This is a genomic window from Brucella sp. NBRC 113783, assembly GCF_040372265.1.
Lineage (GTDB): Bacteria > Pseudomonadota > Alphaproteobacteria > Rhizobiales > Rhizobiaceae > Brucella > Brucella teleogrylli.
This window is the reverse complement of sequence record NZ_BAABRX010000015.1, coordinates 41,895-61,094: the sequence shown is the minus strand read 5'-3', so window position 1 is coordinate 61,094 and position 19,200 is coordinate 41,895. Positions and strand designations below refer to the sequence as shown.

The window sequence follows — 19,200 nt, the reverse complement described above, 5'->3', positions numbered from 1 at the left end:
GAGCCGCACACACAATTCGCTACCATCGCCTCGAAGCTTTCGATGCATGGAAAATTGCGGCCTGTTTCGCCTGAATATCTACGAGCCCCTGGCCTTTCCGGCCAGAGAAACTTAACGTGACAACACCGTCTCCTCTTACCGGTCTGCTCGCATTGACAGCCGGTCCGGGTAAGCTCTGACAATTACAGGACTCATCGGCGCCGGAAGCCGGCGCCGATGATATTCATATGGCAGGACAAACGAACGTCAGGGTATGAGCAGGAGTTTGCCGGTTGTAGCCCGGCTTTCCGTATCCGCATGAGCCTGGCGGGCATCGGCAAGTGCATAAGTGTTGCCGATCATGGCCTTCAGCGAACCGTCCTCAATCCAGTCAAAAAGTTGCTTGCTTCGGGACCGTAAGAGTTCGGTAGTGGGGATGTGATCGAAGAAGGTGGCGTAGCCGATCTCGATGCTTCTCGGCAGGCTCATAAGATCGAGCGGACCGGGCCCGCCCAGTACCGGTCCGTACCAGCAAAAAGTACCGGAACGACAGAGTGAGGCGAGGGAGTCTTGGAAAGTCTTCGGTCCCGATCCGTCGTAGACGACGTTGACACCCACCCCATCCGTACGATGCAAGACTTCATTTGCGAACTGTCCGTCCCTGTCGATAATGACATGATTTGCTCCGGCCGCTTTGACAATCGCCGCTTTTTCCGGGGATGAGACGCGCCCGATGACATGACCGCCGCGCCGCTTGATGATTTGCGTCAGGAAAAGCCCCACGCCACCCGCAGCTGCGTGCACCAAAGCGATGTCGCCAGGCTGAACCGGATAAAAGTCTGTCGCGAAATGGCTTGCCGTGAGCCCCTGCATCATGATGGATGCTGCTATGCGATCGTCCACTATATCCGGAATTCTCACAAGGGAAGTTGCTGATATTGAGATGTATTCGGAATAGCTTCCAGGGCCGTAGATCCAGGCGACACGATCATCTGGCGCAAATTCGTCCACGCCGCTGCCCACTGCGACCACATAGCCCGCGCCTTCAACGCCGAGCACCTTCGGGTTTGGCACATCAGTCCAGGTCGACCCCTGCCTTACCCCTATATCCATGAAGTTTACGCCCGCCGCCGCAACTTTGACGACGACATGTCCATGTTCCGCTGAGGGAAAGGGCGCTCGACCGTTTCCATTACCTCGGTCCCGCCGAATTCCCTCATAACAACTGCTTTCATGACTATATCCTTTCTGGACTGATCGTTCCATAATTGGCCAAATTGTTTTGGATGTTCAGCTGATTGCGCGCAAAGCCATTGTTCCTAAAGATTGAAGATGTTTCTGATCGGCACCCCCGCGTGCCGCGATCCGGATGCCGGAAAAATTGGCGATCATAAAGTCCGCGATTTCCGGTGAAGACACCTGATCTGTCAGGTCGCCGTCCGCCTCTGCTTCCGCAATACGCCGCTTCATTGCTTCCTTCAGACGCCGGTCCGCAGCCTGATGCACGGCAATTAGGTCCGGTCGAGTTTGACCGAACTCACAGATAGAACTAACTCCCAGACATGGCCTGTTCGCTTCATCCACTACGCGCCAGACTATAGCGCGAATTCCATCAATCGCGCGCATTTCGGATACGAGGGTGTCGATATGGGCCGCAGCTTCGCTATTTAAATACTGTTCCACCGCTGATCGATAGAGCTGCCATTTATCGCCGAAGGTGTCATAAAGGCTCTGCCGGCCCACCTTCATCGATTTTATAAGCATTTCCGTCGAAGTGCCTTCGAATCCATGTTCTCTAAAGACATTGATGGCGGCTTTGAGCGCTTCATCTCTATCGAATTCTTTTGATCGTGCCATGTCGGCAAGATAGGAATTCTGGAATGAACTGTCAAGAATAAGGAATGCGAATGATTACGTTGTGTTTCTACGCGACTAGAAGCCGATAAAGCCGATGGGGCGAATGCAGTTTTTACCTCATTTTAAATGAAACTTCGGCCCTCGTCGTCAGTTTGGACGCTCATTCAGGCCACAGCCATGCGCCTGTTTACGGCGTGGCTCGCTTCGGCAGGCGCATACCCCGTCAGCTAAACGGCTGGCGGGGTTCAATATTCTGCAGCGCCCGCGTAACGTAACACTAATTGATAAAATTTGCTTTTTAGCGGTCGCTAATAAGGTAGAGTTACGCCTTTAGTATTAGGAGGCTGACATGCCGTTTTTCAACGAAGCGAGCCGAATATATACACCTGTCGAAGTCGATTTCCTGCGTAGCTGCTTCACGTATGCAGCAGTGATCCTCGAGGAAAGCGACCGGAATTATTCGGCCAGTGAACTCGCATCCTGCGTCATGATGCTCTACGAGCATGGTTTGCGTGATCGAAATTATCTTTGCGAACTCGCTGCCAGGCTTGCCCATCAGAAGTATGTTGTTCGACATGACATAACCGCAATGCATGCCAACTCCAACGATACCGAGGGAACCTTTTCCTAAGAACGTGGTTCGTATTCGTTGGTGTCGGCTGCCGGTTTAACCAAGCTTGGAAGACTGACGCCTACCCCGCCTCCGTTGCACCGCTGAGGCGGGGTATTTTTTTTGGTGGCGATAATAAATTGAGGAAGATGCGTTTCGATTAAATATATGTAATTGATTGTTATTTCGCTGTTGAAGACGACCGCAGCGGCAGTCATTCTGATGAACAAGGTCATGGATACTGGCGCGCTGTCGAAATTGGATATCCAGATTGTTGCTCTATTTTCTTCCGATATAGTCGGCCTGCCGTCGTCCTTTATCTGTCTGATCGTCCGAGAGACGGCTTCTCGGGCGCTAGCGCGAAGCAATGTCGGAATGTACGAATGCTGCGCGCGACCCCAGCGGGGTTGGGAGACGCCGCTGGGGTTTACACTTTTTAAGCATTCAGTATAAAAACCGCCTTATTGGCTCCGAGGGAATTGTGGCCTGTCGCGCCGGCATGATCAAGCCATGGATCGTTCAATTGTGTATGGGGAACGCAAATGAGTTGGATCATATTGGCTGAAGCCGTACTGACATCTATTTTAGCACTAATTGCTCTTGCGATGATCTGGCAGGGGAAACGCTAGAATTTGACGGCTGGACGTCGTCTTGGGCGAAATTTGTGCGGAATCAGGCTAGTCCGCTACCGCTGCGCGGATTTACTTTTTTAAGCGTTTAAGTAAAATTTTATCCGTCAATTGGAGAGAACCGAACTTGCCCGCCCCCATGAGTGGCGGGCTTTTTTTGGGATAACTCCGAGCAAAGGGGTTGTTCATCGACGAGGCAAGAGTCATTACCGCTCGATCTTCCCTAAGACAAAGGTAGTTTAGACAATGCTAATACGATGGTCCGGTTTCGGCATGGTCTCAGTTTTCGTGCTGATCGTAGGTATGCTGGGCGCGACTTTTCTGCTGCGACCGTATTTTATGCAGAGCATGGCACTTCACCCCGCCGCCTACGTCGCCAACGGTATCGGCCTAATCTTTGGCGCGGCCGTGAATTTGTTGGTCGCGGTGGCTTTTAAGAAAGTCTCTGATAAAACCTATCACAGCTTCATGGGCATTAGCATGCTTGGCTGGTCGGTGATCGGCGTGGTCGGAGGCATTGCTCTGGCGGGATACGGCTATAGCCAATAACGTACTGCGATGCAGGCGTTAATCGCCTGACTTGGTGTACGTTAGCGTACGGAAATTCACGCAACCCCTTGTCCAATGAGTTGGGCACGTTATTTGCGAAATTGCGTATGGCTTTCCAAGCTGATGGCAATTCCATGCGCAAGCCCTGATCAGTACCTTACACCCTACTGATCAGGGCTCATTATTCAATTTATACGAGCCCAATGAAAATTTTCCCGTCTTGCGAGTTCTGTCGCCGGGAGGACCACGTATGATCTGGTTTGTTTGGTTTATTGGCGCGATGATGGTGTCGCTGTTCGCGCTCATAGGTTTCATGGTCTGGACTGAAAAGAATAGAGATTGAGATGTTCGATATTACAATCTCAGATCGTATAGTCGTGTTGGGTATCGTTGTTGCCGCGTTATTCGCTGCGTGCTTTTTGTTATCACGGCTTACGCGCTAATTACTGTTTATAGCGACGAGGGAGCGGGCTTTCGCCCGCTCAAGATTTAAAGATAACGGCTACGTTCCCGTTCGATTTCCTCTTCGGTATAAGGATCAGCGTTCGCGTCGAACCGTTGCCAGCCTTCCTGGACATAGAGTTTGCCTCGGGCATTGATATCCACCGGATTGGCACCGGCCAAAATAGCGTCGGCTTCCGACACACGTTCATCCGCAATACGAGCGGTCACAAGTGAGCCACCGCGACGAACGCCTTCAGCGTATAAGTGAGCGTCTTCTTCCGATACACCGCTCTCCGTAAGAGCCCCGATGAGACCACCGGCGACACCCCCGACAACTGCGCCTCCGACTGCTCCGGTCAATGTTGCTGCGAGCCAACCTGCGGCGACGACTGGTCCAACGCCTGGGATCGCCATGAAGCCCAGCCCTGTCAAAAGACCACCGGCACCGCCGACAGCCGCACCTAGACCTGCACCGACCCCTGCGCCGGAGCCGGCATTACTCTCGCTGTCATCGTCGCGGTGGTGGGAAACAATGGAAATGTCGTCTGACGGGAACCCGGCGTTTTCGAGCCGTGCCACAGCATCCTTGGCTGCTTCGTAATTGTCAAATAATCCGGTAACGGTTTTCATAGAAATCTCCCATGTTCAAATGGTGGATGGAAGCCAAACCTTCACATTGGCTTCTTTGTGACATTGCCCTGGTAGTCAAGCTGGACGTCCAGCTTCTCGTTACCTTTCATGGCAGAGGCTTCCCAGATGCCGTTTTCTTCGTCCAATTTGAGGCCGCTTACGCCTGTGTATCCTGCCTCCTCAATCCTTGATTTGGCTTGAGCTTCTGTAAAGCTGTTGGCGCCCTTAACCGGCGCGTCTGGATTGTTGCTATCAGGCGTTGCCACCGCTGGAGTTTCCGGAGAGGTTTTGCCGGTGTCCTGAGCGAACACAGCCGAAGGCGCGATGATACAAGCGCTCAAGAACGCTAACGTTCTGATTTTCATTGTATTTCTCCAGTGAAATAAGTAACAGACATGAAACTCCCGCTTGCGGCATAAGTTCCAAAAAAGTTTTCAAAGAGGCATTACCTAAGCTTCGCGTGACGATAAGTCATGAAGGCTATGGGTCAGCGAAAGCGTCTGTCGCTTGTTTCAGACCTTCGTATTTGAAACGATCCAGATGCCTTTGCATCAACGAACTCTTATTCCAAAATGAACGCTTTTCGACCGCGCAGGCAACCCAACGAAACATTGGGCCGCTTATTGGGTTCAGTTAGCCAACTGGCGCTGGAGCATCGCAGATGGACAAAAACACTCGACTGGATACCGAAGACCATGATCGAGCCACAATATCATTTCCTTTTGATCGAATGACAGTTCAGCGCTTTCGCAAGGAATTTCCCCGTGCACGATGGAGCGACTGGAACAAGGCATGGATCGTTCCTGGGAAAACGGCGTCTCGGCGCATTAATCGTTGGCTGGCTCGCGAGGCCTCACGCGCAAACCCCTCTGCAGAGGAAAAGGGGAGGGACGCCTATGAATTCGAGCCGATCCTCAGTACGTATTTGTCGGTCGACGGTGAAGGGTTACGAATTAAATCGCCATATTGGCGACGGCTGGTTGAAGAAATCCGTCAGATATCCTTCGCCCGATGGGACCATAATGCGAAAGTTTGGCGGGTGCCCTTTGCATCCTATGATGAGCTTGTCCAACATTGGGAGGCCATCGAAAACGAGGCTAGACGCAGCGAACCGGAGGAACGGCGGAAGCGCGCCGAAGCGCGTAAGGGAAGCGATGAAGAAAAAAGGGCACGTCGACGTGCGAACGAGCGCAGGCGACGACGAATTCCGCTCTCTGCCGACGCGTTGCCACCGCTCAATCGTCCCATTGCAACTGAGACCTATGGTATTATCGTTGTTAGGGAGATAACAGGCGAATTGGTGCACTGTGATACGATCGACGACATTTATCCCGGTCTCGACGGCGATTATGTTTGGGGGATCTGGTGCTTGCCCTCACTCGACGAACTCATTCGAAACTGGCCAAGGAAGAATGAACTAACAAACAAAGATCGAGAACGGGGGTGGTGGCATCCCGATATCGAACAATTACGCGAAGCGCGGCGATCGGCGCGGTCTTGTGAGCGCCGGGCGGCTACGCTTGTCTCAGATTAGCCGGCACCAAGCGGTAACTCAATCTCGATCATCACAGGCGCATGATCGCTCGTGTGAGGCCAGCTGCGCGGGTTGCGTCGCACGCTTGCCGATTTCAGGGCCGGTGCCAGAGCGGGACTAAGAAGGAGATGATCGATGCGCAACCCAGCATCGCGTTCGAAGGAATTGCGCCAATATTTCCAGAACGTGTAAATACGCTCTTTTGGATGAAGAGACCGGACCGCGTCCGTCCAACCTTGTGCAACCAGTTGTGCATATGCTTTTCTAACTTCGGGCCGAAACAAAGCGTCGTCGCGCCAGCGCTCCGGCGCGTAGACATCGAGATCGGTCGGCATAACATTGAAATCGCCAGCGAGCACTATGGGTATATCGAGTGTCAGCAACTCAGCCGCATAATCGTGCAGCCGTTGAAACCAGCTCAGCTTGTACTCGAATTTTGGCCCAGGAACGGGATTGCCGTTCGGAAGATAGAGAGAGCCGACTAGTACGCCTCCAACCGCTGCCTCGAGATAGCGGCTCTGCGTGTCATTGAGTTCGCTTGGAAGTCCACGTCGCGTGACAACCGGGGTCCTTCCTCTCGCCAGAATTGCCACCCCATTCCAGCTTTTCTGGCCTTGCCAAACCGCGTCATATCCAATTTTTTCCAGCGCTTTGATCGGGAATTTTTCGTCCGGCGTTTTCAGCTCCTGTAAACAGACAATGTCTGGCGTATCTTCTTCAAGCCAGCGCAATAGGACGGCCAACCTTCCGTTTACGCCGTTAACATTATAGGTAGCAATCTTCATCCAACACACCTCATCAGCGGAACTGGCAAAGCAGGCTCTCTCGAAGTCAGCTGATCATTGCGGCCCAAATGCTCTCACGCAGCTGACGATGGGAACAGCGCGCCCGCTATCCTGGAAAGATCGCTCTTACGCGCGCTCATTACAAATTTGGCAATGGGTTCGCCGACATGGCTGGAAATTTCCAATAGGGCAAATATGAATGGTATCATTTTATCTTCCAGATAAGTAATCAGTGGCGTGACGGCAGCAGGCTTCAGAGCGACATCGAAAATGACTGCATCGACCGACAGGTGTTCGATAACGTCAATTGCTTGATCAGACGTACCAACAGGCCCGAGCGGAACCGCGCCAGATTTCTTCAATTTCGCTTCTATTTCTTCCGTCAGCAATAACCCGTTCTCGAAGAATAAAATGCGCTTTCCCACGACTGAACTGAGTGCCTGCTCGTTTGAAATGTTAATCACGCTCTCTGCCGTTTCGTGGCTTCTAAAGTTTCCGATGGGTCGCAAACGCCGATAGGCGACAGTGCCTGTTAATTGGCGGATTCTTCCTCACCATCGGGCGTTCACACCGATAAGCTGTTAAGTAGAATCGCTGATTAACCCATCAAATCGCAGCGTCTTCACTTTGATCTGTCAAGTAACTAATTGTTCAAACTTTTCAACTCGCGGATTGTTTCGCTTTAAATGCGGACGAGAGCCTATGACGCCGTTCACACGGCAATTTACCGGCGTTTGAGTGGATCGCAGACGGACTTTTCCAAGTAAATACTGTCGCCCAAAAAGGATGCCTCTGCCTCGACGGGGTGGTAAAAGGCAGGGCAGGTGCCGGCTTCCGAGCTTTCATAAGCTCTGTCTGATACCAGCGAATTTGAACCGCTCGGCACACCCAAGATCGACGTCACCGGTGGTATCGGAAGCTCATTGCGCCGGTATTTCCTGTATTCTAGAACACTACCCTCAATCGATATCAAACTCGGTGTCAACAACCGCGCTGTGAACCTCATAGACGACGTTGTAGATCGCGTGCTGCGCATCGGGCCTGTAAATGAACGTGGCCTGATAGCGCGGACCTATCGGCAAGCTGGCGCCGATCAATGTTGCAAGCCTCTCATCTGAAGCGCCATGGCGCTCCTGAAAGTCCCACGGATATTAGCTCTCACTGAGCCGTAAACTATGCCTCCCCCTCCAATAGGGGGCGGACTCGTGGGTAGAGGACGACAATCTGCGTACTGTGGCGGCTCGAATGCGTTACCGTAGACAGTGTTGTCATATTTGCTGTCATTTATGATTTACCTATTGTCACGAAAGGTACTCGGCCCCACGCAGGTGCGCGCCCAGCTCCGGCCGCCTTCAGCAGCGCGGCTGCGCCGGAAACCGCAGCATCGAGCCGAAGGGTAATCTTCAAAAAGGGAGGCATTGGAAGGGTCATGAACTTTTCCGTTGATTGGAACCCAGATTGGCCGCTCCAAAACCGCGTCAACCGCGTCGAAAAAAGATGACCACGAACGCAGCCGTTGGCGATTGCGCCCGGCGTAATAGGAAATTGGGGCTTCGGCATATAGGTTCTGATGATAAAAACCGCCAGTTGGAGAAGCGACGATGAACATCATGCAGACGGGCGCAGGCACATTGATAAGGGAATGGCGGCAGCGCCGCCGCATGAGCCAGCTTAGCCTCGCGCTGGAGGCCGAGATTTCACAGCGCCATCTGAGTTTCGTGGAGAGCGGGCGCTGTGCACCCTCACGTGAGATGGTGCTACGGCTGGCCGATCAGCTATCGGTGCCGTTGCGCCAACGTAACCGGTTGCTGGTGGCGGCCGGATTCGCGCCGATTTATGGCGAACGCGCACTGGAGGACGGCGCTCAAGCCTGCGTTGACGGCGGTTGAGATGGTGCTGAAAGCCCATGAGCCCTATCCGGCCATCGCCGTTGATAAGGGCTGGAACATGGTGCTCGCGAATGCCGCGATTGCGCCGCTCCTCAAAGGCGTGGAGGAGCCCGCACTGCTCAGCCCTCCGGTCAACGTACTGCGGTTGAGCTTGCATCCCAAAGGGCTGGCGCCATTCATCGCAAACTTCGACGAATGGCGTACACATTTGATCGAGCGTCTGAGAATACAGATCGACGCGACGGCCGATCCCGCACTGGAAACACTTGAGAAGGAGCTCTCCGCCTATCCCGGTCGGCCACGCGCCAACCCTCAACCTTATGATGTGGCCGCTAACATCGCCGTACCGCTGCGGCTCAGGATCGACGGCGAGTTACTATCTTTCATCAGCACCATCACTGTGTTCGGCACGCCGCTCGACGCCACGCTTTCAGAACTGGCGGTCGAATCCTTCTTTCCGGCGGATGGGGAGACCGGGGAGATATTGCGCCGGTTGACCGCAAGGTCGTAAAGCCGATTGAAGGCCTTGCCTGTGGGGGCGATGTACACCGATCATAGGGTGCATGCTTCGGCGATCGACAGGCTGTTTTCGTAGAGGCGGTGCCGCGTGATACGACCCTCCACGACCGTGAGATGAAGCGCGAAAGGGCCATCGAAGGATTTTCCCGTCATGCGTACGGTTCCTGAGATATGCCCCATCAAAACAGCGTCACTGCCATCGACCAGAAAAGTGTCGATAGAGGCACGCGCATGCTCGGCCACGGTATATTCCATCAATTCTGTGAATTGGGCTGCACATTCGGCAGCGCTTGACCGCCTTCGAATCCACGGAACGACGGGATTTTTGGCGAGCTGCCAGTCGACCTCATCGGCGAAGAGCGCGGCCAGCCGTTCCGTATCCCCGACCAGCCTGGCGGCAAGGAATTCCTGCACCACGGCGCGAGGTAAGGTCAGCGACCGAATTCACTCCGGTGAAGGCATGATCCATAGGGTTAGATTTGATGGACATTTTGGTCTCCTTTGCTTCGGTGCAATCCCGACGAGAGCACCTCGTGGATGTGATACTGCCAAAGCAAGGGAAGGTGATCGATTACCCCAGAGATAATACGCGGCAGAAATCGCACGTAACGAAAGGGCAGTTCAGGTGCAAGGTCTCTTTGAGAGCCGTCACTTCCGCTCGTGAACGGCTAACACGAAGTTCGGAAACGGTCCGATCGCGAAATATCTTCCCATTGATCGTCGGAATGAATTTCGGGCATGCTCAAACCCGACGGACTACCACACTTCAAGACAGTCACGACGGGTTAGGAAACGTATAGGCAATTATGTGGCCGAGAAGTGCAAGAATGGACCTTCATGTGCCTTGACACAGTTCGAACTCCGTTATTTATACGATGTATAATTATGGGGGTTTGTAATGGTCACTGGACACGTCTTTATCGCCACGAGCCTCGATGGGTTTATTGCCCGTGAAAACGGGGATATCGACTGGTTGCTTGAGCACGATCAGGCTGGGGAGGATCATGGGTACGACGACTTCATTAGAGATATCGATGTCATTGTGATGGGGCGGGGCACATACGAAGCGGTCCGAAGCATGGGCGAGTGGTTCTATACCCGGCCAGTAGTGGTCCTATCCGAACAGCTTGCATCACAAGAGGTGCCCTACGAGCTCACCGGAAAGGTCCGCTTTTCAGACAAATCGCCCAGTAGCATGATGGAAATGCTGACGTCCGAAGGCGCTCAACGCGCCTATGTGGATGGCGGGCGCATCATTCAATCGTTCCTGGAACTGGATATGATAAATGACATGGTGATCACGAGAGTGCCGATCTTGCTTGGTACTGGGCGCCCTCTTTTTGGTGGGAGGCAGCGCGATGTGGCCCTTGCGCACAAGGACACAAGGGCCTTCCCTTCTGGATTGGTCCAGTCTCGTTACGAGGTTATGAAATGATGGCAAGGGGGCGAGGGAGGCCAACAGCGAACGAAAAGTGCGTTTCGCCGGAGAGCATTCTGTCCGGGGCTTTGGACATACTCAATGCCGACGGTCTCGACGGTCTGACCATGCGCGCACTGGCAAGGCGTGTGGGCATCAATCCCATGACAATCTATCACCATTTCAAGGATCAGGATGGACTTATCAAAGCGCTTGCGGAGCATGTGTATGCTGACGTTGCGGCTCCTGAAACAGGTGAAGCTCTTGCGCGCGCCCACGGACTTCTCACAGCCTACTACTTAAAGGTTGTTCTCTACCCAGCCCTGACCTTGGCCATATTTGCGCGGCCAGCGGTTTTTCCCGATCATGCTATGAGGATCACCAATGAGCTCACCCGCTTGTTGAGCGAGCGCAACAACGCAGCTCGTTGGACGCACATACTGGTCGACTACACGCATGGTGCCGCTCTCGCCGTGGCGAGCCACGGTCGACGCGGCGAATACCAGCTCGCAAACGAAGTCGTGCTCAAGGATTTTGAAGTTGGACTTGCAGAATTACTAGCGGCGTTTGGGGAGTTTCGCGATCATCATCGTGATTAGATCGAGCACATCAGCCGTCGAGGTGCCTGGTTCAAAGCGCTTTGCGAGCGCGGAAGCGAAAGCAGACAGCTACGCTTAAACTTGTTGTCCAAGTGGCGGTTGCTTCAACCGCGTCTAACGCTCTTCTTATCGCAGCAACGGGGCCGGAAGCGATCATAGAATTCTGTCTGCTTCTATCGCGGATTTTTCGGTTGCAATCAACATACTGAGAGCTGGTGCCTGTAGGCAGCATGCCCTGACGGATGTGATGGAGAGGTTGTAAAGCCAAAAGCGTACGGTTTGCGCAAAACCACGCCTCAGTCGCTTGCATCGCCACTTTTGCGCGAAGACCGGGAATCCTGCTCGGTGCTCCGATCCAGCATCGGAAGGATGAAGATAATAAGAATTACGAGCCCGAATGCGCCGTAAAAAATTAAATCGGACAGCGGGGTCGACTTATCGCCCTGTTTGGCTGCTCTTGCGGCTGGACTATCAAAAGGACTGAGTGCCAGATACCATGGCCTTGGCTGCAAAGTTGTGGGTTGGCAGCTGAGTTCGGAATTGTATGATCGGTGACAGCGCCTGACTTCGCCGGTCCAGTGATTTGTCAGCAACACGGTTTCACGATCAATCCGCTCGTGGTCATGTTCGAGTTGCATGTAGCTAATCAGCAAGCCCATGCAAAGTAGCGAAATGATCGGCACCGCAATTCTATTCATCAATAGCACTGGCCTTTGCTGCATGTTCATAGTCCAAGGCATTGTGAAAGAATCTTGATGGGATGTCCAAAATAGCGAACCAAGGTTGCCATTTCCCGCATTCGAGGCAAAACGGGTGACCCGCATGACTGGTCACCCGTTTGAAAGCTGTAATGGTCCAGGGGAGGGCGATGAGCCATACTATTGCCCTTAAGCTTTGCCGAGACGTTTGCGCAGTTCAGCGTTTTCGGCACGCAACATAATGGCCAGTTCTTTACGCAACTTGAGGTTTTCCGCTTCCAGTGCGACCAGAGCCTTCAGATCATCGCCCGAAGAGATATTCGCGGCAACTGGCGCAGCGGTTTTGCCAGCAGCATTCCTCCAGTTGTAATAGGTCTGCTCGCTCACCCCCGCCTGCTGTAATGCAGCTTTCAAAGTGGTCTTGCCGCTTTTTGTCGCCTTTTCCACGAAAGCAAGAATGGAAGCACGCTGCGTGGGCGTGTATTTCTTGACCTTGCGCGTTGCTCGCGCTGACGCTCCAGACGCCGCCTTTGCATGGCCTTTAGGTGCCTTAGCAGTCGTGGTTGCTACGGCCTTCGCTGACTTGGGTTCTGCTTTGTCGCGCCAACAGGCTCGGCAGCTTTGGTTTCGGTAGCAGCGGGATTTGCATTGAGAATTGTTTCATCAGCCACGGTCGTTTTCTCCAGGGTTGAGGCGCGGTAAAGCATTTGGTCACTGAGAATAGAGATCAATACTTTATGTAAAAATAAGGCCTTTTACTGCTGACTAAAGAGCAGATAGAAAGTGGTATTCAAGCACTTACTCATAGAGCCAAACGCTATATCGAAGATTGAAAATCGGGAGCAAAGTCTATAGATATTGGCACAGGCCCTTTGGCACTCCAGCTTTACATTTTCTCAGGAAGTTATTCACGGATGAAAAATCCAATCCGCAATGTTGTCGTTGAATATAAGAACAAGCGTGCACGTAAGACTGGGACCTCATTATGGGGGAGTCTCGATCTGAAGTCGATTGCCCGTGAAGTGGAAGCTGATGCGCCACAGCCGATGCCGGAGGTGAAGTTAACGCCCGATCTGCCTGAGCAGGCTGCAAGCAAGGTTGAAATCAAAGCGGTGAAACCTGTGCCGGTAGCGGAGCCCGTCTTTGTCAATATTGCAGAAAGCCCGCTTGTAACGACGTCTTCCGACGCTGAGGTCTCTCAACTGGAAGCGTCGCCAGGTGAAACGGTAGCGCCTCGCATGCCCGAACTGACAGAAGCCGTTGTTGTGAGAGCAAAGAAGCCATCCATTCGCTCTGGCGTGCGGAAGGTGGTTCCGCGAAAGCAAAGTTTCAAGGATCAGTTGGTCGCAGAGGCCGATATCCAAGCTGAATTATTATCACTCGAAATCGAGAACGTTAAACTGAAGCGCGAGTTGATGGCTAAGTTGCGCGCGGAGAAGATATTTTTGCTCGCAATAGCTAGACGATTGAGGCAGCGCGAAGTGAAGGATAACTGATCACTGCTCGTCCGACTATTGGCTACGACAAGCTATATTATTGAATGGCGGTCTATATCGGAGGGAAAGCTCACATGATCCGTTTGATTCCAGGTGTACTGGCGGTTTCAGTCTTCTGTGCGCCTGCATTGTCAGCAGAAGCAGACGATGTTGTCGTTAAAAACGATCTGTCTGGCTGTGTGACCTTGACGTCGGCGAAATTCAAACCGACGCGAACATTGTGTCAGTGAGTACCACCATTCGGCTGCGTCAGCCGATCGGAGCATGCGGATGCATGGCAGCTTTGGCCACTTACAACAGCAGTGCCAAGAATACGGGCGTTAGGGAGGTGCTACAGGAGGCGATTGTCTCACTTCGGCAAGAAGGAATGAACACTTTTATTCTCGCAGCGGACCCGGCACTGATTGCGGGCAAAACGGTTCAAATCCAACTTCGCTGTGCCCGCGCTATATAACCGATAGCAATTCGCCGTTTGGCAACAGTCTTGTCTACTCCAATGGCCAAACCTCGACGACGCCATGCGCAACCGCACAGGGAACTCCAGAGACCTTTTTGACGGCGTCCTCCAGATCGGTGGCTTCAATTACGGCAAATCCGGCGATTGGCAGCGCGGAGGACATAAATGAACCTTCCTGTGTTTGCACGCCAGTGCCAACGGGATTGCGTACCTGCACAGGTGATCCGGCAATGCCTATCAATGCGCCTTCAGAAAGCAGCTTTGCATCCTGCGTGAGCGGCATCGCGGACGGTTTGTGGCGTCTGATCATATCCGGCCCGGTCGCCATAGCCGATAGTGATGAATTTGGGCATTTCACAATCTCCTTATCAGCTGTTTCGGATGTGCATTATGCCGAATGGATAAGTGCCTTAATCCAGCAGAGCCGAGGTCCATAATCTTGAAATCTAGCTCCTATTCGACAAGTGTCGGTACCAAATCTGAAGCGGACATCGACGCTGTCAGCCCGATTGAGGCTCGATACTGAAAGGCACAGTGTTCCATTCTTATATATGGTGAGCAATCCCTTTGGGATGCGCAGCGTCGCGCAAACTTGGTGCACCTTCCCGCTCGATTTCCTCTTCGGTATAGGGATCGGGGTTCGCGTCGAACCGTTGTCAGCCTTTCTGGACCTAGAGTTTGCGTCGGGCGTTGATATCCACCGGATTGGCACCGGACAAAATTGCGCCTTCTCCCGATACGCCGCTTTTCGTAAGGGCCCCGGTGAGACCACCGGCGACACCCCCGACTGCGCCTCTGGCTGCACCGCCCCCCGCACCAGAGCGGGCATTCCTCTCGCCGTCCCGTCAGCGAAGTCGCGACATCTGTGCTCAGACCCGTTTCATCAATGAAGACGAGGCGCGCCGGATCGATATCGAGTTGTCTGGCGAACCAGTCGCGGCGACGCTTCAAAAGGTCGGGGCGCTCCTGCTCCAATGCAGGTGCGGTCTTTTTTTGAATGTCCAAGCGCGCCTTCGAAGCCAGACATCGAGCGCGCCGCAGCCAATGGAAACGGCTCTCTCCTCACGCAATCGCAGGACCATCTCGTTGAGGGCAATGTCCTTTGCCTCTTCAATCATACCGACTTTGGAGCCCTCGTGGGCATCGAGGCGCGAGCCACCGCGACGCCCCTGTTTCGCAGGCGTCAACCGACCAGCCCGAGTACTCGCAATCCAGGCGATAGCTGTTGAGCCGCCAACCCCAAAATCGGGCTGCGGCTGAGCGCTTTGACGTGCCATCCCATGACACAGTCAAAACCCGGCTACGAAGATCGTCGCTGAAAGCTCGGGTCATTTTGCCACCGACTAAACCATCAATGGGGCAATAGAAGCAGAGTTCGGCCAACAAGTGAATCCTTATCGCGATTCCGCGTTCAACGGACGTGCTCTAGAACCCCCAAGTTCAAAGGCCGCAAAGGACAGTCGCCGGCTGGGACTGTCCTAAAATTAATGGTTACGAGGCTCCGTTGGTCTTCACAGAAAGCTATCAAGAATCGGCTTCCACTCGCCATTCTGATTGTCGAACTGCGGAATATGCGCGAGGCTATGAAGTAGCTTCACATCTTCGCCCAGTGTGGCCTGCCAGTCCTTGGCTTCGGTGAGGATGACGCCGATGCCGACGACCTCGCCACCTGCCTTGCGCACCAACTCGACTGATCCCTTGAGACTTGAACCCGATGCCACGACGTCGTCCACCACGACCACGCGTTTTCCCTCGAGAAGCGGGATGGCCTGACGATCGAGAAGCAAACGCTGCTCGCCCTTGGAGGTGATGGAGGAAATCGTCTGCACCAGAGCATCGCCGAGATGGATTTTCGGCGACTTCTGCAACACGACATAATCGTCAAGACCAAGCGCGCGCGACACTTCAATCGCTACCGGAATGCCGAGCGTTGCAGCACCGACGATCACATCGGGCCTCAGCGGCGCCAGCTTTTCGGCCAGCGCTTTGCCCACATGTTCTCCGAAGCGAACACCGAGATCAATGACCATCATCAGGGAAATGGCGAAGTTCGGATTGATCGACACAATCGGCAGATCGACCTTGCGGCCTGCCACATCGACGGTCCAGACCTGTCCATTGCCGGAAAGTTTCGTGCTGTCTTCAGTCATCGTTTTATGTCCTTGGTATTGAGCCGTGATTCAATCAGCAGGCCAACGTTGCGCCATGTGGTGCGCTTACGCTTGGTGTCGAAGCCATAAATGGCCAGCGAAAGCGAAATGGCATGTGCCATGCGGATTGCCTGCACCAGAAGCGGAACACCGCGCGCCAACGCAAAACGCAGGCGCATCGGGAAGGAGACGTCATCGATTTCCATGCCGCGGGCGCGCTGCGCATCCGCGATACGTTCGAAATCCTCGCGCAGCATTGGGATGATGCCAAAGGTCAGCGACAGCACTAGCGTTACCATAGGCGGCAGACGCGCAGCGCTTGCCGCTGCCAGAATGGAACCCGGCGTGCTGGTTTCCATTACAAAATAGAAGGCAGCCGTGGTCGTCACCAGTCGCGCCGCCATACCGGCGGCAATCGGGAGCGTGTCCACGAAGTCCATACCTTGCAGCACGAGATTGAGAATCCAGCTCGCCATGACGAGCAGCGTCAACAGTATCGCACCCTTGAGATAGCCGCGCAGGCCCGGCACCTTGACCAGCACCAGAAACCCGACCGTCACCAGTGCCAGCGGCACGCCATAATGCCAGCCAGGCACCAGCCATGCTGCAAGCATGACCAGAAAAGCCGCGACGAGCTTCACGAAGAAGTTCAAATCGTAGAAGATTTTCATGCGGCTTCTCCCGTCTCGACGACACGCGGTTTGGGCCAGCCCAGTGCGCCATAGGCATCGGAAGCCCAGGATGCATCAACATCGCCATCGAAAGTGACATGGCCGTTATCGAGGATCATGACACGGGACGACACATCGTCCACCAGTTCCAGATCGTGCGAGATCAGCATCACGGCACGGTTTTCGCTGAGTGCGGTTTCGAGGAACAGTTCCAGCATACGGCGACCGTTGAGATCGCGTGCCAGAAGCGGCTCATCGAGAATGGCAACCGAAGCGCCCGCCGCTTCCGCACAGGCGAGACCAAGCAAGGCCTGCTGCCGCGAGGAAAGCGCGAACGGGTTGGTTTCCTCGTGGCCGCCCAGACCATATTTGTACAGGCATGCCGTTGCGCGGGCGGTGATGGCATCATCCCTCGGCGCGCCGGTTGCCGCTGTGATCGCGAAGACCACCTCTTCCAGCACCGTCATGTTGAACAGAATCCGGCGCATGTTCTGCGGCAGATAGGCAACCGAACGGGCACGCTTGGCCGCCGTCCACTTGTCGGCATTCTCGCCGCCAATGGTGATAGAACCGGCCGCAATTTTCTGAAGGCCCAGAATGGACTGGAACAGCGTGGTCTTGCCCGCACCGTTCTTGCCAATCAGACCGACGACCTCGCCCGCCCGTATCTGGAAATTCACGTTTTCAAGAACCGGCTGGCCATCACGGCGCTGAAGCTGCGTCTTGACGCCCGACACGGAAACGAGCACCTGACCATCGGCTTTGCCACCGGCAAGGCGCTTGCGCACCGCCACAGGCGGCAGAACACCCGCATCTTCCCAGGCTCCCGCATCATTGATGATGGAAGCAAGCGGCACGACAGGCGCAAGCTTGCCTTCCTTCACCAGGCCGACATCAGTGATGACGGCCTGCAAGGAGGCAGGATCCTGTTCGGCAATCAGCAGGGCCGGAATTTCCGCCCCGAGCTTTTTGAGAACCCGCAAGAGGCGCTGACGCGCCGCCGGATCAAGTCCCGTGGTTGGTTCGTCGAGGATCAGGAGCTTCGGCTCGGCAGCCAGTGCGGCGGCCATGGCCACCATCCGCCGCTCGCCGCCCGAAAGGGTGAGCACGCGACGGCCGCGCAGGGCGTTCAGATCAAGCTCGTTGAGGAGATCGTCAATTCGCGTGCGGACGTCGTCTTTGGCAAGGCCGCGATTTTCCAGCGGAAAGGCAATCAGGTCTTCGACGCTGAGATCCCAGAGCTGGTCTTCCACATTCTGCGAAACCACACCGACCGTGCTGAACAGCTCATCCTTCGATATGGAAGAGATGGGCTTGCCGTTCAGCGTCACATCGCCGCCAAAAACCTGCGGGGTAATCAGACGCGGCACAATGCCGGATGCAGCGTTGAGCAGCGTGGTCTTGCCACTGCCGCCCGCGCCGCAGACCAGAAGGCGTTCGCCGTCACGGATATCGAGGCTGGCCTCGGCGATTGCCAACACGGAATCGCCAAAGCCGACTTTAACATTCTGCAGTTGGAGCACTTTTCCGGGCCCGTTCTTAGAAACGTGTGAAACCGGACGGATGCGCGCCCTTGAGAATCTTCAGAGCCGGAACGACCAGCAGCGGGGTGCCGATCAGCATCGGAACGATATCGGAAAGACCGAGATACATGACGGCCCACCAGAACGGGAAAATGCCAAGATAGGCAAGGCTTGCCGAAACGGCGGCAACCATCAAGAGGCCAACAATAAGGCAGGTCGCTGCAATTTTAATCAGCGTTGCGCGATTGAAAGTCGTGGTCTTCGGATCGAACAGTATGCCGGGGATCAGGCCGGTTAGGCCAACCATGATGCCGTCGATGAGTAGCGAATGCGCAGGAATAAAGGTGCCAGCGAGTAGCGACCAAATGATTGTGCCGAGATAGCCGCAGATGAAACCGCTCTTGCGGCCCAGCAGAATACCGACTAGCGGCGGCAGGAAAGCAAAAATGCGCCACTGGATCACACCCGGAACCAGCTGGATCGGATTGGCATAAGCCCAGAGAACGCCCGTTGCCGCAGCGGCAACGATGGAAAGAACGATCGGAAACAGTGTATTTCCGTCGTTATGGATGGTGGTTGAGTTGGACATTGTCTTATTCCCGTAAAGTGTCTCCCGTCTGCTTAAAGCAAAAGCCATGCCGCTTGGCTGTCGCTGCGGGCGAAAGAGACTTTATTGTAATGGCGTGAGGCTATCCTGTCGGCATTTCTGTAGCGATAAAGCACTTCCGGCAAAAACACCCGGCCTTCCGAAGAGTCAAGCGGAG

General features: G+C 54.4%; 21 protein-coding genes and 3 pseudogenes. 9 read left to right on the top strand and 15 right to left on the bottom strand.

Annotation, left to right across the window (positions count from 1 at the left end; all coding sequences use genetic code 11):
• Window positions 1-246: 246 nt before the first annotated feature.
• Together ABWW11_RS23885 and ABWW11_RS23880 are read right to left on the bottom strand one after the other, a co-directional pair.
• Window positions 247-1,214: pseudogene (locus tag ABWW11_RS23885) on the bottom strand (quinone oxidoreductase family protein).
• Between the two features lie 55 nt (window positions 1,215-1,269).
• On the bottom strand, window positions 1,270-1,836 hold the full coding sequence (locus tag ABWW11_RS23880) for a TetR/AcrR family transcriptional regulator (RefSeq protein WP_319081325.1): 567 nt from the start codon (window positions 1,834-1,836) through the stop codon (window positions 1,270-1,272).
• Window positions 1,837-2,185: 349 nt separating this feature from the next.
• Between ABWW11_RS23880 and ABWW11_RS23875 the strand changes: the two genes are divergently transcribed.
• Both ABWW11_RS23875 and ABWW11_RS23870 read left to right on the top strand, forming a co-directional pair.
• A complete protein-coding gene (locus tag ABWW11_RS23875; protein WP_109365645.1) occupies window positions 2,186-2,467 on the top strand; it encodes a hypothetical protein in 282 nt (93 codons plus the stop codon).
• A gap of 881 nt (window positions 2,468-3,348) precedes the next feature.
• Complete coding sequence (locus ABWW11_RS23870; RefSeq protein ID WP_109365647.1) at window positions 3,349-3,624, top strand: hypothetical protein; 276 nt, start codon at window positions 3,349-3,351, stop codon at window positions 3,622-3,624.
• A gap of 489 nt (window positions 3,625-4,113) precedes the next feature.
• Here ABWW11_RS23870 and ABWW11_RS23865 read toward each other — a convergent pair whose 3' ends face one another.
• Complete coding sequence (locus ABWW11_RS23865; protein WP_109365648.1) at window positions 4,114-4,698, bottom strand: general stress protein; 585 nt, start codon at window positions 4,696-4,698, stop codon at window positions 4,114-4,116.
• A gap of 41 nt (window positions 4,699-4,739) precedes the next feature.
• Window positions 4,740-5,063 carry a PepSY domain-containing protein gene (locus tag ABWW11_RS23860; RefSeq protein ID WP_319081149.1) on the bottom strand — a complete coding sequence of 108 codons (324 nt, stop codon included), beginning with the start codon at window positions 5,061-5,063 and terminating at the stop codon, window positions 4,740-4,742.
• Between the two features lie 296 nt (window positions 5,064-5,359).
• Between ABWW11_RS23860 and ABWW11_RS23855 the strand changes: the two genes are divergently transcribed.
• Window positions 5,360-6,232: a hypothetical protein gene (locus ABWW11_RS23855; protein WP_319081148.1), complete on the top strand. Its 873-nt coding sequence runs from the start codon at window positions 5,360-5,362 to the stop codon at window positions 6,230-6,232.
• Here the strand turns inward: ABWW11_RS23855 and xth are convergent.
• The gene (xth, locus tag ABWW11_RS23850) at window positions 6,229-7,017 is read right to left on the bottom strand and encodes an exodeoxyribonuclease III (protein WP_283735485.1); all 789 of its coding nucleotides are present in this window, start codon (window positions 7,015-7,017) and stop codon (window positions 6,229-6,231) included. The two genes, ABWW11_RS23855 and xth, sit on opposite strands and share 4 nt — an antisense overlap.
• Before the next feature lie 74 nt (window positions 7,018-7,091).
• Complete coding sequence (locus ABWW11_RS23845; RefSeq protein WP_319081147.1) at window positions 7,092-7,481, bottom strand: response regulator; 390 nt, start codon at window positions 7,479-7,481, stop codon at window positions 7,092-7,094.
• Window positions 7,482-8,618: 1,137 nt separating this feature from the next.
• On the opposite strand from ABWW11_RS23845, the pseudogene ABWW11_RS23840 reads away from it, so the two are divergent.
• A pseudogene (locus ABWW11_RS23840) lies at window positions 8,619-9,417 on the top strand (helix-turn-helix domain-containing protein).
• Between the two features lie 41 nt (window positions 9,418-9,458).
• Here ABWW11_RS23840 and ABWW11_RS23835 read toward each other — a convergent pair.
• Window positions 9,459-9,839, bottom strand: coding sequence for a nuclear transport factor 2 family protein (locus tag ABWW11_RS23835; RefSeq protein WP_176588814.1), 381 nt, complete (start codon window positions 9,837-9,839; stop codon window positions 9,459-9,461).
• A 484-nt stretch (window positions 9,840-10,323) separates the two neighbouring features.
• Between ABWW11_RS23835 and ABWW11_RS23830 the strand changes: the two genes are divergently transcribed.
• Both ABWW11_RS23830 and ABWW11_RS23825 read left to right on the top strand, forming a co-directional pair.
• Window positions 10,324-10,860 (top strand): dihydrofolate reductase family protein, encoded by a 537-nt coding sequence (locus ABWW11_RS23830; RefSeq protein ID WP_109365651.1) that lies wholly within the window; start codon window positions 10,324-10,326, stop codon window positions 10,858-10,860.
• Window positions 10,857-11,441, top strand: coding sequence for a TetR/AcrR family transcriptional regulator (locus ABWW11_RS23825; protein ID WP_109365652.1), 585 nt, complete (start codon window positions 10,857-10,859; stop codon window positions 11,439-11,441). Before ABWW11_RS23830 ends, ABWW11_RS23825 begins: the two co-directional genes overlap by 4 nt.
• A 296-nt stretch (window positions 11,442-11,737) precedes the next feature.
• On the opposite strand, the gene ABWW11_RS23820 is transcribed toward ABWW11_RS23825, so the two are convergent.
• Both ABWW11_RS23820 and ABWW11_RS23815 read right to left on the bottom strand, forming a co-directional pair.
• On the bottom strand, window positions 11,738-12,265 hold the full coding sequence (locus tag ABWW11_RS23820; protein ID WP_146200152.1) for a hypothetical protein: 528 nt from the start codon (window positions 12,263-12,265) through the stop codon (window positions 11,738-11,740).
• A gap of 63 nt (window positions 12,266-12,328) precedes the next feature.
• Window positions 12,329-12,586 carry a transposase gene (locus tag ABWW11_RS23815; protein WP_244597013.1) on the bottom strand — a complete coding sequence of 86 codons (258 nt, stop codon included), beginning with the start codon at window positions 12,584-12,586 and terminating at the stop codon, window positions 12,329-12,331.
• Window positions 12,587-13,053: 467 nt separating this feature from the next.
• Here ABWW11_RS23815 and ABWW11_RS23810 point away from each other — a divergent pair, with 467 nt between their 5' ends.
• The 3 genes from ABWW11_RS23810 (at window position 13,054) to ABWW11_RS23800 (ending at window position 14,089) form a co-directional block, all read left to right on the top strand.
• The gene (locus ABWW11_RS23810; protein WP_109365654.1) at window positions 13,054-13,635 is read left to right on the top strand and encodes a hypothetical protein; all 582 of its coding nucleotides are present in this window, start codon (window positions 13,054-13,056) and stop codon (window positions 13,633-13,635) included.
• 74 nt (window positions 13,636-13,709) lie between these two features.
• A complete protein-coding gene (locus ABWW11_RS23805) occupies window positions 13,710-13,865 on the top strand; it encodes a hypothetical protein (protein ID WP_176588813.1) in 156 nt (51 codons plus the stop codon).
• Window positions 13,856-14,089, top strand: a complete 234-nt coding sequence (locus ABWW11_RS23800; protein ID WP_176588812.1) for a DUF2195 family protein — start codon at window positions 13,856-13,858, stop codon at window positions 14,087-14,089. Before ABWW11_RS23805 ends, ABWW11_RS23800 begins: the two co-directional genes overlap by 10 nt.
• Before the next feature lie 34 nt (window positions 14,090-14,123).
• Here ABWW11_RS23800 and ABWW11_RS23795 read toward each other — a convergent pair whose 3' ends face one another.
• The 6 genes and pseudogenes from ABWW11_RS23795 to ABWW11_RS23770 all read right to left on the bottom strand — a co-directional run bounded on the left by ABWW11_RS23795 (window position 14,124) and on the right by ABWW11_RS23770 (window position 19,025).
• A complete protein-coding gene (locus ABWW11_RS23795; protein ID WP_244597014.1) occupies window positions 14,124-14,402 on the bottom strand; it encodes a YciI family protein in 279 nt (92 codons plus the stop codon).
• Between the two features lie 527 nt (window positions 14,403-14,929).
• Window positions 14,930-15,424, bottom strand: a pseudogene (locus ABWW11_RS23790) (transposase); the annotation flags it as partial.
• Between the two features lie 179 nt (window positions 15,425-15,603).
• On the bottom strand, window positions 15,604-16,242 hold the full coding sequence (locus ABWW11_RS23785) for a phosphoribosyltransferase family protein (RefSeq protein WP_109365656.1): 639 nt from the start codon (window positions 16,240-16,242) through the stop codon (window positions 15,604-15,606).
• Window positions 16,239-16,913, bottom strand: a complete 675-nt coding sequence (locus ABWW11_RS23780; protein ID WP_109365657.1) for an energy-coupling factor transporter transmembrane component T family protein — start codon at window positions 16,911-16,913, stop codon at window positions 16,239-16,241. The genes ABWW11_RS23785 and ABWW11_RS23780 overlap by 4 nt, the downstream gene beginning before the upstream one ends.
• Complete coding sequence (locus ABWW11_RS23775; RefSeq protein ID WP_244597015.1) at window positions 16,910-18,394, bottom strand: ABC transporter ATP-binding protein; 1,485 nt, start codon at window positions 18,392-18,394, stop codon at window positions 16,910-16,912. The genes ABWW11_RS23780 and ABWW11_RS23775 overlap by 4 nt, the downstream gene beginning before the upstream one ends.
• A gap of 58 nt (window positions 18,395-18,452) precedes the next feature.
• The gene (locus tag ABWW11_RS23770) at window positions 18,453-19,025 is read right to left on the bottom strand and encodes an aminotriazole resistance protein (RefSeq protein WP_021586547.1); all 573 of its coding nucleotides are present in this window, start codon (window positions 19,023-19,025) and stop codon (window positions 18,453-18,455) included.
• Window positions 19,026-19,200 lie beyond the last annotated feature (175 nt).